Annotated in this window: 14 protein-coding genes; 13 read left to right on the top strand and 1 reads right to left on the bottom strand. The window is 39.1% G+C overall.

Annotated features, from left to right (window positions below):
* Positions 1 to 23 precede the first annotated feature (23 nt).
* The 3 genes from ggt (at position 24) to WNY79_RS14835 (ending at position 4,518) form a co-directional block, all read left to right on the top strand.
* Positions 24 to 1,802 carry a gamma-glutamyltransferase gene (gene ggt / locus WNY79_RS14845; RefSeq protein ID WP_342876246.1) on the top strand — a complete coding sequence of 593 codons (1,779 nt, stop codon included), beginning with the start codon at positions 24 to 26 and terminating at the stop codon, positions 1,800 to 1,802.
* 142 nt (positions 1,803 to 1,944) lie between these two features.
* The gene (locus WNY79_RS14840) at positions 1,945 to 3,639 is read left to right on the top strand and encodes an NAD-dependent malic enzyme (RefSeq protein ID WP_170070897.1); all 1,695 of its coding nucleotides are present in this window, start codon (positions 1,945 to 1,947) and stop codon (positions 3,637 to 3,639) included.
* 153 nt (positions 3,640 to 3,792) lie between these two features.
* The gene (locus tag WNY79_RS14835) at positions 3,793 to 4,518 is read left to right on the top strand and encodes an SIMPL domain-containing protein (protein ID WP_024598391.1); all 726 of its coding nucleotides are present in this window, start codon (positions 3,793 to 3,795) and stop codon (positions 4,516 to 4,518) included.
* A gap of 2 nt (positions 4,519 to 4,520) precedes the next feature.
* Here WNY79_RS14835 and WNY79_RS14830 read toward each other — a convergent pair whose 3' ends face one another.
* The gene (locus WNY79_RS14830; protein WP_342876245.1) at positions 4,521 to 5,873 is read right to left on the bottom strand and encodes a DUF2254 domain-containing protein; all 1,353 of its coding nucleotides are present in this window, start codon (positions 5,871 to 5,873) and stop codon (positions 4,521 to 4,523) included.
* Positions 5,874 to 6,024: 151 nt separating this feature from the next.
* On the opposite strand from WNY79_RS14830, the gene WNY79_RS14825 reads away from it, so the two are divergent.
* The 10 genes from WNY79_RS14825 (at position 6,025) to WNY79_RS14780 (ending at position 15,250) form a co-directional block, all read left to right on the top strand.
* Entirely contained in the window at positions 6,025 to 6,402 is a 378-nt protein-coding gene (locus WNY79_RS14825) for an MAPEG family protein (RefSeq protein WP_342876244.1), read from the top strand.
* A gap of 274 nt (positions 6,403 to 6,676) precedes the next feature.
* Positions 6,677 to 7,309, top strand: a complete 633-nt coding sequence (locus tag WNY79_RS14820) for a sulfotransferase (protein ID WP_342876243.1) — start codon at positions 6,677 to 6,679, stop codon at positions 7,307 to 7,309.
* Between the two features lie 47 nt (positions 7,310 to 7,356).
* A complete protein-coding gene (locus WNY79_RS14815; RefSeq protein WP_007586685.1) occupies positions 7,357 to 7,929 on the top strand; it encodes a tRNA-(ms[2]io[6]A)-hydroxylase in 573 nt (190 codons plus the stop codon).
* Between the two features lie 212 nt (positions 7,930 to 8,141).
* Complete coding sequence (locus WNY79_RS14810; protein WP_342876242.1) at positions 8,142 to 10,061, top strand: pilus assembly protein N-terminal domain-containing protein; 1,920 nt, start codon at positions 8,142 to 8,144, stop codon at positions 10,059 to 10,061.
* Positions 10,058 to 10,735, top strand: coding sequence for a hypothetical protein (locus WNY79_RS14805; RefSeq protein ID WP_342876241.1), 678 nt, complete (start codon positions 10,058 to 10,060; stop codon positions 10,733 to 10,735). The genes WNY79_RS14810 and WNY79_RS14805 overlap by 4 nt, the downstream gene beginning before the upstream one ends.
* A 289-nt stretch (positions 10,736 to 11,024) precedes the next feature.
* On the top strand, positions 11,025 to 11,414 hold the full coding sequence (locus WNY79_RS14800) for a hypothetical protein (protein ID WP_076925982.1): 390 nt from the start codon (positions 11,025 to 11,027) through the stop codon (positions 11,412 to 11,414).
* Positions 11,415 to 11,497: 83 nt separating this feature from the next.
* The gene (locus WNY79_RS14795; protein WP_342876240.1) at positions 11,498 to 12,265 is read left to right on the top strand and encodes a hypothetical protein; all 768 of its coding nucleotides are present in this window, start codon (positions 11,498 to 11,500) and stop codon (positions 12,263 to 12,265) included.
* Positions 12,266 to 12,271: 6 nt separating this feature from the next.
* A complete protein-coding gene (locus WNY79_RS14790; RefSeq protein WP_342876239.1) occupies positions 12,272 to 13,570 on the top strand; it encodes an ATPase, T2SS/T4P/T4SS family in 1,299 nt (432 codons plus the stop codon).
* Positions 13,563 to 14,438, top strand: a complete 876-nt coding sequence (locus tag WNY79_RS14785) for a type II secretion system F family protein (RefSeq protein ID WP_342876238.1) — start codon at positions 13,563 to 13,565, stop codon at positions 14,436 to 14,438. The genes WNY79_RS14790 and WNY79_RS14785 overlap by 8 nt, the downstream gene beginning before the upstream one ends.
* Positions 14,435 to 15,250 carry a secretion system protein gene (locus WNY79_RS14780; protein ID WP_170070906.1) on the top strand — a complete coding sequence of 272 codons (816 nt, stop codon included), beginning with the start codon at positions 14,435 to 14,437 and terminating at the stop codon, positions 15,248 to 15,250. The genes WNY79_RS14785 and WNY79_RS14780 overlap by 4 nt, the downstream gene beginning before the upstream one ends.
* The last annotated feature ends 2 nt before the right edge of the window (positions 15,251 to 15,252 follow it).

Below are 15,252 nucleotides of genomic sequence, written 5' to 3'. Positions count from 1 at the left end.
AATTAAGTGTTTTTAGTATTTTTATGCATTTTAAACTTAACTCATTATTTGCCATTGGACTGTGTGCAGTATCACTGCCTTCATTTGCACAACAAGCAACTCAAATTGAAACTCGCGAACCTGAAGCCGCTACCGGATTAATCCATAAAGAAGTAGTGCAGGGTAATAAATACATGGTTGCTGCGGCAAATCCATATGCCTCAAGAGCCGGTCAACAAATTTTAGCCCAAGGTGGCAGTGCCGTAGATGCAGCCATTGCTACTCAACTAGTGCTTACTTTAGTTGAACCGCAATCGTCAGGTATTGGTGGTGGTACATTTATGATGTACTACAACAAAGCAAACAATAAATTGACTAGTTTTGATGGCCGCGAAACAGCACCTGCAAATGCAGACGAAACGCTGTTTTTAGATAAGCACGGTAAAGCCGTTAAATGGATTGAAGCTGTAGTAGGCGGACGCTCTGTTGGTGTGCCTGGTATTTTACATGCCTTTGCAAGCGCGCATAAACAATACGGTACATTGCCATGGGAAGCGCTTTTTAAACCGGCTATTGAACTTGCAGAGCAAGGCTTTGTAATTTCGCCGCGTTTACATGGCTTATTAGCACGCCAATTAAACCCTGGTGTATTGAGTATGCCGATTATTAACGAATACTTTTACCCAAATGGTAAGTTAATTGAAGTAGGTAGTGTTAAAAAGAATCAACCGCTTGCTGATTTATACAAAGACATTGCAAAGCAGGGCATTGGTGCATTTTACAAAGGCGAAAACGCTAAACAAATGGTTAATGCTGTACAGCACTCTAAAATAGCCCCTGGTAAATTAAGTGTGCAAGATTTAGCAGATTACAAAAGTAAAGAACGCGATGCGGTATGTATACAATACCGTGCTTATAACGTGTGTTCTATGGCGCCACCAAGTAGTGGCGGTGTAGCTGTGCTACAAATGCTTGGCCTACTTGAGCATAAAGATATGAGCGCACTTAAACCAAATGGCGAAAAGGCGATTCATTATTTTAGCCAAGCTTCGCGTATTGCATTTGCCGATCGCGATATGTACATGGGCGATCCCGATTTCACGCAAGTACCTACAAAAGAGCTATTAAACAAAGATTACATTGCCTCACGCGCTAAATTAATTACCGAAACAGACCAAAAAGCCGTAGCCGGTAATCCAGTAGGGTACCTAAGTTATGCAATGGATGATTCATACGAGTTACCTTCTACTTCTCATGTCTCTATTGTAGATAGTAAAGGTAATGCCGTTTCGATGACTAGTTCAATTGAAATGGCGTTTGGCTCCACGGTTATGGTTAATGGCTTTATTTTAAATAACCAACTAACTGACTTTTCGTTATCGCCACGTAAAAACGGCAAGCTTGTAGCAAACCGTGTAGAGGCTGGTAAACGCCCGCGTAGCTCTATGTCACCGGTAATGGTATTTAATAAAGATGGCAGCTTACGTTTAATTGTAGGCTCACCTGGCGGTAGTCGTATCATAGATTACGTTGCACAAGTTGTTGTGGGTGTTATTGACTGGAATTTATCAGCGCAAGACGCTATTAACTTACCGCGTACAACAAATCGTAACGATTACACCAGCCTTGAAAAAGGCACAGCTATTGAAGCCATTGCGCCTGCGCTTACTAAACGCGGCCACAATGTACGTATTATTGACTTAAACTCGGGCTTACATGCAGTTGAAGTTAAAAATGACAAACTTTACGGCGGAGCTGATCCACGCCGTGAAGGTGTTGCGTTATCTGATTTAACTGATAATAACGCCACTATACAATTTTAAATTATGTATAATATACATGCGGGCAGTGAAGCCTGCATGTATTTTCTCTCAATGGTCTGACTAGCTTAATTGTCGTTGCAATTAAACCTTTAACACTGATAATGACAGATCATAACTTAAGACTCCGTTAAAGCCTGGAAATATGACAACTAATACTGATCCTAACTACTTATATATTCATCATTCTGGCCCTGGCCTAATTGAAACACCGCTATTAAATAAAGGCAGCGCCTTTAGTAAAAAAGAACGCGAAAATTTCAATCTTGCTGGTTTACTTCCTCCTCGCTTTGAAACAATTGAAGAGCAAGTTGAGCGCTGTTATCAGCAATATTCTAGCTTTACCGACAACCTTAATAAGCATATTTACTTACGTGCGATTCAAGATAACAACGAAACACTTTACTACCGTTTAGTGCGGGATCATCTTGAAGAAATGATGCCAATCATTTACACGCCTACAGTTGGGGATGCTTGTGAAAAATTCTCAGACATTTACCGCAGCGCGCGTGGCTTATTTATTTCGTATGAAGACAGATACCAAATTGACGACATTTTACGCAACGCTACTAAAGGTAAAGTAAAAGTTATTGTTGTAACCGATGGCGAGCGTATTTTAGGCCTTGGCGATCAAGGTATTGGCGGCATGGGTATCCCAATTGGTAAATTGTCACTTTACACTGCGTGTGGTGGTATAAGCCCAGCATACACATTACCTGTAATGCTTGATGTGGGTACTAATAACGAAAAGCTTTTAAACGATCCTATGTACATGGGTGCACGCCATAAGCGTATTGCCCAAGACGAATACGATGAGTTTTTAGATTTATTCATTAAAGCGGTTAAACGTCGCTGGCCAAATGTGTTACTTCAGTTTGAAGATTTTGCACAACCAAATGCAATGCCGTTACTTAAGCGCTACCGCAATGAAATTTGTAGCTTTAACGATGACATTCAAGGTACTGCGGCTGTAACGGTAGGTTCTTTACTTGCAGCGTGTCGCGTTAAAAATTCAACCCTTAGCCAACAAAAAGTAGTTTTTGTGGGTGCAGGCTCTGCTGGTTGTGGTATTGCTGAGCAAATTATTAGCCAAATGGTTTTTGAAGGTATTAGTGAAGCTCAAGCGCGTAGCCAAGTATTTATGGTTGACCGTTTTGGCCTACTTACAGAGGGTATGGAAGGCTTACGCGATTTCCAACAAGCACTTGCACAACCTCAAGGTTCAGTAAGTGATTGGACTTACAGCGGTGAATACGCATCACTTCTTGATGTTATGCACTGTGCACAACCAGACATTTTAATTGGTGTTTCAGGTCAACCTGGTTTGTTTACTGAGCAAGCTATTCGAGCAATGCACGCCGGTTGTGAACAGCCAATTATTTTCCCATTAAGTAATCCATCTAAGCAGGTAGAAGCGCATCCTGCTGATGTAATTAAGTGGACTGACGGTAAAGCACTTGTTGCAACAGGTAGCCCATTTGATCCGGTAGAACACAACGGTGAAATTTTTCCAATCCCACAATGCAACAATAGCTATATTTTCCCGGGTATTGGTTTAGGTGTTATTGCCGCTAAAGCGACACGCATTACAGATGCAATGTTAAGTGTGTCTAGCGAAATGCTTGCAGAGTCGTCGCCACGTGCAAACACAGGTAAAGGTAGTTTATTACCAGCCCTTACGGAAATTGAAACGCTAAGTAAGCGTATTGCATTTGCCATTGCTAAAAAAGCAATCGAAGAGGGCGTTGCTCTTGAGATTACTGATGATGCGTTATGGGCAGCAATCGACAAAAATTACTGGTTACCAAAATACCGTAACTATAAACGTTGTAGTGTTTAATAACGGTACCCGTAATTTAAAGTAAATGAGGCTGTACGTTAAGTTACAGCCATTAACAAAAAACAGGCAATTGCCTGTTTTTTTGTGCTTGTTCATATTTAATTAACCACGTAAGGTCTTTAATAGCATTTACAAAATTAAAGGATCGACTTAATGAAAACACTGACACTCGTTTTAGGTAGTGCACTGGCTTTTAACGTACTTAGTTTTGATGCACTTGCGGCAGCGACCCCCGATGCTCCTCATATTTATGTTAAAGGCGAAGCAACTCTTACCACAATGCCAGATTACGTACAGCTTAGTGTAGGTATTACCGAAGTTGATAAAGACTTAATTGCTGCTAAAAATAAAACCGACCTAACCATCGCTAAAGCAATTAAGCTCGTAAAAGAAATTGGTGTTAAAGAGGGAGATATAAACGCCGGACAAATTTCAATAAACCGTGATAGCCAATATAACCGCACTACCGGTAATCAAGAATTTAAAGGCTTTAAGGTTTCTCGTACATTAACTGTAAAACTTAGCGATATAAATAAATACCCTGAATTACTACAAAGCTTAGTTAACAACGGTATTAACGAAATTAATCAAACGCAATTTTTAGCAAGTAACTACAACGAGCTGCACAAAAAAGCGCAAAAGTTAGCAATTAAAGACGCACGGGATGCAGCAAAAGAATTTAGTGAAGATTATGGAGTTGATTTAAAAGGATTGTACAGCGCATCACTGAGTCCACTCAATGTGCAGTCGCAGCCTTATATGCGCGCAGAAAAAGTAATGATGGCTGATAGCGCACCAAGTAACTATGTACCTGATGCCTACCATGCTGGAGAGATTAAAGTAACAGCTTCAAGCTATGCCGTGTACTACATAGATTAAATTTATTTTTGGTGGTGCTCAAAACGTGCCACCAACTTCTCACCTTGCTCTTGGCTAATGCGCGCTATTGAGTTGAGCATATTAGTCACTTCGCGTCTGTCGTATTTATTAGTTACATGTTCATTTATGTCATCAACAATCGCATTTAAGTAATTAAATAAACTGTTTCGTGCATCGGTATCTTTATGGGCAATAAACAAAATATTTTTAAATGCCTCAAGCACATTTGTCATTACGTATGCATCGCCTTTGGCGTAATTACGCAGCGGTGTAAAATTGTCATGTAATAACTCATCAAAGCTTGTTTCATGAAGGTACAACAATGGGGCATTATCACTGTGCTTAAACGAGTAGTTAATATCGTTAATTGACAGCCGTTGAATAAGTAAAATACTCAGCATATCAATTGATTTAACCGCAGTACCTGGATCGTTTATGCCCGGGCTCATTGCCTTAACTGCAATTTCTGATATTTGCGTTAACCCATAACGGTAATGATCGCTAATGTACTCTTCTATATAAAAAATAAAGCAGTCGAGAATTTTATTTATCAGCTCTTCATCGTTTGATATGTCTTTATTACACTTTAAAAACGGATAGCCTTTAACTGTAAAATAGCCTTGGTTAACAGAGATATATACCTTTATATCTTGCTCTGCCAAAATGGCACAGAGCTTATCGGTTTGCACGCCTTTGTAATAGCCCTCTGTTTTACTGCTAACCGAATGCCACTTACTAAAGTCTGGAAAGTCTTCAACTGGGTTCTCTTGTTGTCTTTGTATTATTGTTTTAATTTCGTTTTTAGTTTGGCTAAACAAGCCATTTAATACGTTATCAACCTGAATGGCACGAGAGATTGAATGTATAAAAAATACAAATAAACCTAATGAAATCAATCCAAAAACAAGTGCGAACAACACACCAATTGAAGGAATAGCCGTACTGCCACCTTCAAGTTTATTAATATTTATAAGCATAATAATGGAGTAAATTATGCTGCCTAAATAAAAGCCCAAAACCATTTGATGTGATTTACGCGTAATAAGCCCAGGTACTACGCGAGGCGATAAACTCGCACTGGCCGAATTTAAAACGACCATTACCATTGAAAAACTAAACACGGTAAGCGAAATAATACTCCCCGCTAAGGTGCTTAAAATAGTACGTGCGTTTTCAGCGCTATCAACAAGTACAACCGATATAAACGATTTTAGCTGCTCAATAGGCGCTAAATATTCAACAGACATAGTAATAATGGCAAATGCTAAAAAGCCCACTGAAAGCATCGAAGGGTAAAAGCCAATACTGTTAATCATTTCACGGTAACTGTCGGCTACTTTGCGAGGTACAAACATAAAATCCTTATGTAATTTCTACTTACTTAATACCCTAGCTTAGCATAGGCATTTATTAAACTTCTGATAATGCTGCCCAAATTTATATGTTATTATCACGCCCACAATAATAAAGCGCATGCTTATGCGATAAAAATAACAGGAAAACGCCGTGATCATTTCAACTTATGCTGCATTACTTTCATTCTTTTACATTTATTTGAGCTTTAACGTAATAAAAGTGCGCCGCGCTGAGCAGATATCACTTGGTGATAACGGTAACGCAACGCTGCAACGTGCTGTACGTGCCCACGCTAACTTTATGGAATACGTGCCAATTGCTTTAATTTTACTCTTTTTGGCAGAGTACCAAGGACTTGCTAGCCATTACTGCCATATATTAGGTGGTGCGTTATTAATAGGGCGTGTATTTCAAAATTTAGGCATAGTAGAAAAAAGTCTGAAATATCGCCAAATTGGTACTATTGCTACATTTTTGGTGATTATTGTTAGCGCCTTTGTATTGCTAGGGCGTGTTAACATTTCGTGATTGATTTTGCAGCAGACTGTTTGGTAATTAGACAAGGCAGAGCCTATGTAGTTTGGTTATTCCCCATAAATAGGCGATAACGCAGTATAAATGCCAAACATGCGCTGCCCTTTGGGTTCTTTCTAGGGACGATTAACTCTTTGTTGCTCGGTTTTTACTTAGCCCACTAGGTTACAAACCTCGCGCTGCGATTTAATCGCCCCTAGATTGAACAAATTTCAATCCACAAAGGTCAACACGCCCCTGTAACACGTGGCTAATTAAAGAAAAGCTAATGAGCAAAATATTTATAATAGGTTTACCGCGTACCGGCACAACGAGTGTGTGCCACGCATTTTTAGAGCTCGGCATTACAACGGCGCATACCGCGTATACTAATGCTTGTTTTGAAAATGCTAACGCGATTGCCGACACTCCCATATTTAATGACTTTAAAGCACTTGATATTCATTATCCAGACTCTAAGTTTATTTATTTAGAGCGCGAACTGAGTGCATGGCTACCTTCAATAAAACAGCTTTTAACGCGTATGCACACTAATTTAACCCGTGCAGACGGGGGCTTTAATATTCATATAAAACGCTGTTATTTAAATATGTTTAGTGAGCTTTCGCTTGATAATATTAGCGACGATAGTTACTTAGCAGACTGTTATGAAACACATTTTAATGATGCTCAAACGTACTTTAATAACCGTGACGACGATTTTTTATCCATTGATATAGCAAAGCCTGATAGTTACAAAAAGTTGTGTAATTTTTTAGGGTTAGAAAGTGATAAAACTAATTTTGAAAAAATGAATATGGGCGGAAAAGTCACCGCATGGAACGATATTAAACACCCGTTAAAAGTTGAGTCTACGGCTAAAGGGCGCATAGATAAATTACTGCCTTACAAGATTTTTTAAATCAAATACGTTAAAATCCCCGCATTATTATTTAAGTTGTACAGAACATGTTTGAATTAAAATACCACACCCCATTTGAATGGACCGAAGTTGTCCTTGCTGACTTTAATACTTTTTTACAAGATCATGCCGCTGCTGAAAAAAAAGCATCGGGTATGGCTATGTCTATGCTTTCGCATTACCCAGACAAACGTAAATTAGTAAAAGCCATGACCGATTTAGCACTAGAAGAATTAATACACTTTAAACAAGTGCTTAAGTTACTTTTAGAGCGCGATGTAAACCTAGGTGACGACAAAAAAGATCCGTACATAAAACAAATACGTGCACTATTTAGACACGGTCGTGATGGTTTTTTAATGGACCGATTACTAGTAGGTGGTGTAATTGAAGCACGTGGCCACGAGCGTTTTTCTTTAGTAGCACAAGCACTTCCTGAGGGTAAAGAAAAAGACTTTTATGTTGCTATTGCCAAATCAGAAGAAAAACATAAAAACCTATTTGTAGAGCTAGCTTACGAATACTTTGAAAAAGAAGAGGTTGATGTTCGCCTAGAAGAGCTGCTTATAGCTGAAGCTAAAATCTGTGAAAGCATCCCGTTTACAGCCGCTTTGCATTAACTAAAACTAGCGCATAGCTTATTTTACTCGCTTTGCGCCATACCCCTCTGCTCTTATTCCTATGATAATCTCTTCATGACTTGTTGATTTGCAATTTGCGAATCAAAATAATAAAAACCACATTTATAAACTTCAATCTACTGATAATAAAAATAAAAACCCTTGGTCTCATACTTGCTACCTATTCAATAAGCAAATTGAGGGAAAGGCTTATGTTAAAGTTTATTTTTATACTATTACTAATATCTTTTACCGCCATGGGCAGCGAAAGTCATTTAGATTATATAGAAAATGCAAATGGTGAGCGGGTACAAAAAGTATCGCACTTGGTTAAATGGACGCATACTCGCTTTGTGTTTACCCGTGATATTTCTCGCATTGCACTTGGCCACGAAACAACACTTGATGTGAACGTGGTTAATGGCCGTGAGCTACTAATTTTAGCAAAAAAGTTGGGCCGTACATCTATGATGGTGTGGTACGACGATAAAAGCTCGGAAACATTTTTACTTGGCGTAACCGAAGATTACAGCGTGCTTGAAAATGCCCTCAACGATATTCATCCTGACGTGCAGCTAACCATAGCGCCTGATCGCCATGCTGTTGTATTACGTGGTGAAGTACCGACTATAAATTATCGTCATGCTGCTTATGAAGCTGCAAAAAACTACCTATATGCAAGTAGCTCACAAGCATCACAACCCGTTATTACATCAAACCCCAATCAGGGAATGTTTAACTCGCTTGCACAGCGATTACAAGGCTTGGGCAACTCAAGTGGTAGTAGCTCTCAAAACTCGAGCAAAGTCGCTATTATTAATTTAATAAAAGTAACTCAAGCACCCAAGCCTAAAGAAGAACGTATTAACGAAGTAATTAAATCAATGGGCGCAGATAAAGTGACCATCAAACGCATCTCGGTTGATGAGCTATCCAATGACGATAACGATGTATTTTTACTCTCGGGCTTTGTAAAAAATCAAATTGAGCTAGTGCGCTTATTAAATACAATTAATAAATTATTCGAACCAGAGCAAGCATTACAAACTCAGGGTTCTCCTCTTGATCCTAATAACTTAATGGGCGGCGCAACGCAGGATAAAAGCTCTGGTATTGAAGTACTTGCCAACGAGTCGGGCGGGTTAATAAACGATGCTACATCAGGATTAAACTTAAGTAATGTGAGTTCTAATATTGCAAGAGCAACGCTTCTTTCAGTGGCTGGCGGTAAAGTTTTGTCGAGCATTGAAGTTGAAGATTTACCGCAAGTTCGTGTGTCGGTGCAATTATACGAAGTAAATCAACGTAGGTTAAAGCAATGGCGCCCAGATATTAGTGTGCTCTCAAATGGATACGAAAAAGAAGCAGGCTTGTTTGGCCGTGACGGTATGACTAATCGCGAATCTGGCTCTGCAACAATAGAAAATGCGCTGCAATTAATTGGTGGTCAATTAACTAATAACTTACAGCTTTCTACCTCACAGTTTGCTATTGATATGTTGTTTTCATTACTTGAACAAGAAGGTATATCGCGAACGCTTTCTCGCCCTACAATCACGGTTTTAGCCGGCGAAAGTGCCGTGTTTAAAGTCGGTGGTGAAGTACCTGTACCTACAAGTTATAGCCCATCTGGCATTACAAGCGGTCAGCAAGGTAGTAGTGGGTCGGTGTTTAGCGGTACGGAATTTAAATCATTCGGAGTTGAATTAAATGTACGCGCTATGGTTGACGACAAAGACAGAATAACACTTGATCTAAACCCAGTAATTTCACTACCCGATACCACGTTAACAGCCGAAATTGCACAAAGCACAGGCAGCAGTTTAAACAGTAGTGCATTTAATACACGCAGCATGCAAACGTCAACGCGTTTAAAAGATGGGCAGCCTCTTATTATTGGTGGCTTAATTAGCACTGATAACAATGCAAGCCACGACTTTATACCTGATGGCAACGGCAATAGTATGCTTGGAAAGTTAAGTGAAACAACCAGCAAAAGTGAAAACAACCGTGAGCTGATAATTGTTGTAACTCCAAATCTGGTGCGTGAACCAATTAACACATTACGTTCGTGGGAACACGCAAATATAGACACCCAGGTACTTAGCTACATACAGGAGCAAGGGCTATGAAAATATTTTATATTATTTTACTGCTTACTTTATCGGGTTGCGCTCATATTGATTACAAGCCAACAGTAAATCCTTACAACGCGTTGGGTGATATAGTAAAAAAATACCAATTAAATGCCCAACCATTAAAGTGCGAAGGTATTAATGCAAGTAACTGTTTGAACTTAGTCCATGAGGTGAATCAGCTCATGCTTGAACACCCTGATAACACGGCAATACTATCGATATCGGCCTATGTACTTTATAAAAGTGGCCGTGCTAATCAGTCTCAACAAGTTATAAATACTCTGCTTAATAAAGCTAACCCGCCGTTAAACGCAATAACTTTAGGGGTTACGTTAGCAATAGAGCAAGGTAATTTAGCTAAAGCAAAAAGCATTGCTCAATACGGCGTTGATGTTTTTGGTACACATGCTTCACCATACCTACAAATGGCCTCTTTACATTATGCGCAGGGCAGTTACGTTATAGCTTCAAATTACTTAGAGCTTTCGGTTAAGTTTGGTTTAAATAGCACCGCCTATTTTTACCATAAAGGGTTAATTGAAGAAGCGAATGCTAATAATTTATTGGCCTGTGGCTACTATGAGCAAGTTTTACGTGCAGAACCCACGCATCAAAAAGCACTTGCTAGGCGCGGAAAACTCTCCGTTTTAGGTAATTGCTACTCTTAAGGCCTCAGGGCCTTTTTTTATGCCTACAATTTGGCATTATTAAAGAGCCAAAACCACTTTATTATTTATTAAAAATAGGAGTAAAGCTTTCGCTCATCCTACGTTTTATACGTAATCTCACAAGTCTCATTTTAATATTGATTTGCATTTTGCAAATCAAAAATAAAAAAAGCTAAAAAACACACACATAAAAACTATAACCACCTGTATTTAATAGCCATTTTCAATTGGCATGGTCCTCGCTATATATAAAGTGAGCATAAGCTCTTTTAATTTAAAGGCTACGATTATGAAAACTATTAAACATAACTTAAATGGCAAAAAGCAAAAAGGTTTTGTACTAACGTCAGAGCTAATCATTCTTTCTACATCAATGGTAGCAGCACTTGTAATTGGTTTATCTACATTACGTGACTCTGTAACCAGCGAGCTTGAAGATGTAGCTGAAGCAATTGGCTCACTTGACCAAAGCTATGTATTTGACGGCATGATTAACGCCGAAGGCACAGCTGAAGTGTCTGGCTCTGGGTTTGTAGATTCAGTTGACGTGTACGCAGGCGATGGTAGTTCATTCACTTTTGTTGCATCAGACTTTAGTGAAAGTGCCGCACTTGTTAATGCAACACCAAGCGGCGATGCTGCAACACGTACAGCAGCAGGCGGTTCACAAGGTAACTAACGCAAGGTAACCAGGTTTGAATACCAAGCTTAAGGCTCACTGCCACAAAAGTGTGGCAGTGAAAGTTACTCCGGAGGAATATTATGAAAAGTAAAAGTAACAAAGGCGCAACCACTGCGGCTCTCACATTACTCATCACCTCTGGCATGTTAGCTTCAGCTTTGGGAATTAGACAGGTAAACGATGAAAATAACGTAACAGCCTGGGTAGTAAATAAAAATATGTCGGCCGGCCAAACTGTAACCGTTCACGATGTAGAGCAAAAAAGTATAGATCCAAGTAACTATTCAAATATTGCACTGAGCGTTCAAAATCCGCGTGCATTAATCGGTCAAAAATTAGCTACTAATAAAATGGTTGAACAACCCTTGTTTGACACCGATTTTATCAGAGCAAAAAGCCAAAACTTATCAGAAGCCATACCGGCAGGGCGTGTTTTATATACTTTAAAACTAAACACCTTGGATATTCCGCTTTCGCGCATACACAAAGGTGACCGACTCGACATAGTCGCTAAAACTAATCGCTTAGTAAGAACCGTTGCCCGTGATGTACAGCTTATTGGTGTTTCAAAAGGTCCTAACTCGCAAGCCTCTAAAAGTGGCGTAATGGATAATTTAGCTAAAGAGTCTAATTCTGCTGCGGGCGGTGTTTCATTAGTACTCGCGGTACTTCCAAAAGATGTTTATTCGTTGGCGGGTATAGATAACGCTGACAAAGTTTCAATTATTGTGCATAGCGCTTATGACATTGAACAAGGTCGTTTGCAAAACTTTTCACGCTTACAAACCAGTCGCACAATCGAAGTGGTTAAAGGCGTTAAAAATGAAGCTGTATATGTAGCTAAGTGAGTTTTTATGTTTAATTTATCAAGCAAACATGAAGAAGTTCAAACCAGTTTAAGTACCTTTGAAGAGCTTAAAAAGCTATTGCATGATGCCGTTATCGAAGAGTACGAACAAGAACCAACCGCGCTTTTATCAAGTAATGTTCTCGAAAAAATCTCTGCATTGTGCAGTGAAATCCCACAATTCAATCAATCTTCATTTAATCAGCATCAAAAAGAGCAGGTTGTTCAGGCTGTATTTGATGAAATTCAGGGTCTGGGTCCTATTGCACAGTTTATGCTGGACGATCAGGTAAGTGATATTTTAATAAACGACACGCAAGATATTTGGATTGATAAGCAAGGCAAACTACTTTGCACAGCCAGTAAGTTTGATGACGAACGCCATTTACGCCGATTTGTTGATCGCTTACTTGATGGCTGTGGTCGCCAGGTAAATGCGCTTATGCCAATTGTTGATGGCAAATTAAAAGATGGTAGCCGTGTTCATATTATTGTACCGCCTGCGTGTACCGGCGCCGCAATTGTGTCTATTCGTAAGTTTAATCATAAAAAAATAAACGATGACTTTTTAGTTAATAACCATTTTTTAGATAAAAACATCTTATTATTTTTAAAAAATGCCGTTAAAACAGGCGTTAATATTTTAGTGTGTGGCAATGCGGGGGCTGGTAAAACGTCATTATTAAACGTACTTGCCAACTCAATTAATCCAAACGAACGTGTTGTAACCATTGAAGAAAGCGCTGAGCTTAATTTGCATCACAACCATGTTGTGCAATTGGAAGCCCACGACACTAACAGCGATGGTAAAGGTGCAGTAAGCCTAAGAGATTTAGTAAAAGCAGCCCTTAGAATGCGCGCAGATAGAATACTTGTAGGTGAGGTACGCTCTGGCGAAGTAATCGATATGCTCCAAGCAATGAACTGTGGCCACCAAGGTTCGATGACGACCATACATGCTAACAGTGCAAATGATGCCGTTATTCGTTTATCTACCTTAGTGCAGTTACACAATGCACAACTGAGCGATACCCATACAAGTTCGCTAATCGCGTCGAGTATTCAGCTCATAGTTCATGTTTCTCGCTCAACTAATGGCATCCGCACTCTAAAAAGTATTGGTGAAATTAAGCGTGTTAATGGCGGGGCACAATTTAGCCCGCTTTATAGTATTAACGAAGCAGAACCAGTACAAAGTGATTTAATAGATAACTCAAGTGTTATTGAGTTTATGAAAGGCCAAGGCGCAAATGCACAAGAATTGAAAGCATTACTGCACAATAACCCGGAGGCTAACAATGACTAAACTTGATTATTTATTAGCTATTGCGGCGGTTATAACTTTTGTACTGGCTGCGAGTGTATTGGCTTCTTTGTATGTGAATAATAAAAGCAACCAAAGCACTAAAAAAGCAGATATTTTAGAAGAAAAAGATGTCCTTACTCTGTCACTACGAGTGCTTGGTTTAAATATTAGTAACGCCTGGTTTATAAGCATGGCGTGCTCGCTCTCTAGTAGCTCCTGGTTTTTAGCTAAATTATATTACCCAGAGGCATCAACCAGCGCGTTTATTATTTCAATCGTGGTTTTTGTAACCTGTTTTATAACTGTGATTGACTTGGCTCATTATAAATTAGCAAAATTTGAGCATCACTTTTTAGAATTTATTGAAACCGTACAATCGTGTTTAAGCACAGGGCTATCGCTACAGCAATCAATGCAGTTTGCTGATGAACATGCAGACCCATATATAAAAAAACAAAGCACCTTACTAATACAACGCATGAGCATGGGTAGTGATGCAGAAACATCGTTTGCTCCATTAATTGAAAGATACAACTGCGAGACCGTAAGGTTATTTGCTCATAGCATCATTACACATATACAAAGCCAGTGCGATTTAACTGACATGCTAAAAAGCGTATGTAACATGATGTCGCTAAGAACTCTCGACCGCCAACAGTTAAAAGCTAAGCTTTCGGGTACTAAATACGCTGCTGTATTTAGTGGTTTTTTACCTTACGCACTAATTCCTTTATTTAGCTATACCGATCCAACCTGGTTTGAACCATTATTAAACGATCCTAATGGGATTGCATTTATAACGGTTGCGCTTCTTTGTCAGCTATTTGGCTTTTTATGGCTACGCCTTAGCTTAAGGGTAACATTATGATTGATATACTTTTACTTATCGGGCTTTTAGTAAGTATGGGCTCATTTATCCATATTCATAGGCAATCGCTTAAAGTCGAATTAGATAAACCCGATACTAAAAACATTAACTGGTATCCGCTAATTATCATCTCTAAACGTCAACTAAGACAAGCAGGGATTCAAATTAATAAAATATTAATAAGCCTGTACTGCTTTAAAGTGGCTGCTACTTTTAGTGCATTTACGGTTATAGAGCTAACAGGGTATGAGCTGAGCCAATCGATTAAATTATTACTGTGTTTTATGTGTTTTTTTGCACCCGAATGCTGGTTTTTATTACGTAAAAATCAACGTCAAACCACTATAAATAACAGCTTAGAGTTTTTTTTACGGGTGTTACTGGTTTACATGCGCGCCGGGTTTTCGTTAGAACGTTCATTTGCACTGGCGGTTGATCATGGGCTAAGTCAAAAACACCCATTATACAAAGAGCTAAAGTTATTTTTATTCGAACTAAGCGCAGGAAAAGATCGCGAATTTGCATTTAATTCACTTTTCGAAAGAACGGGTGTCATGGGCATCAAGAAGCTCGCCAACTTAATGTTAATAGGGTCAAAACTTGGTACCCCACTTATCCAAGCAGTAGAGGCTCAACTTGAAGGCCTAGCTCTAAAAAAGAACATTTTACTCGCTAAAAAGGTAAACAAAAAAGCGATGCACACAACCTTTCCCATTATCTTAATTTGTTTTCCGATGTTTTTGGTATTGGTGTTTTTTCCCGCAGCATTACAAGTAATGAACGTACTTAAAATGCTTGTAGAAGTGTTATAGGA

Origin of the sequence: Pseudoalteromonas sp. AS84 (assembly GCF_038900255.1) — a bacterium.
GTDB lineage: Bacteria > Pseudomonadota > Gammaproteobacteria > Enterobacterales > Alteromonadaceae > Pseudoalteromonas.
Note: the sequence above shows the minus strand (reverse complement) of the source record. Positions and strands in the feature narration are given on the sequence as shown.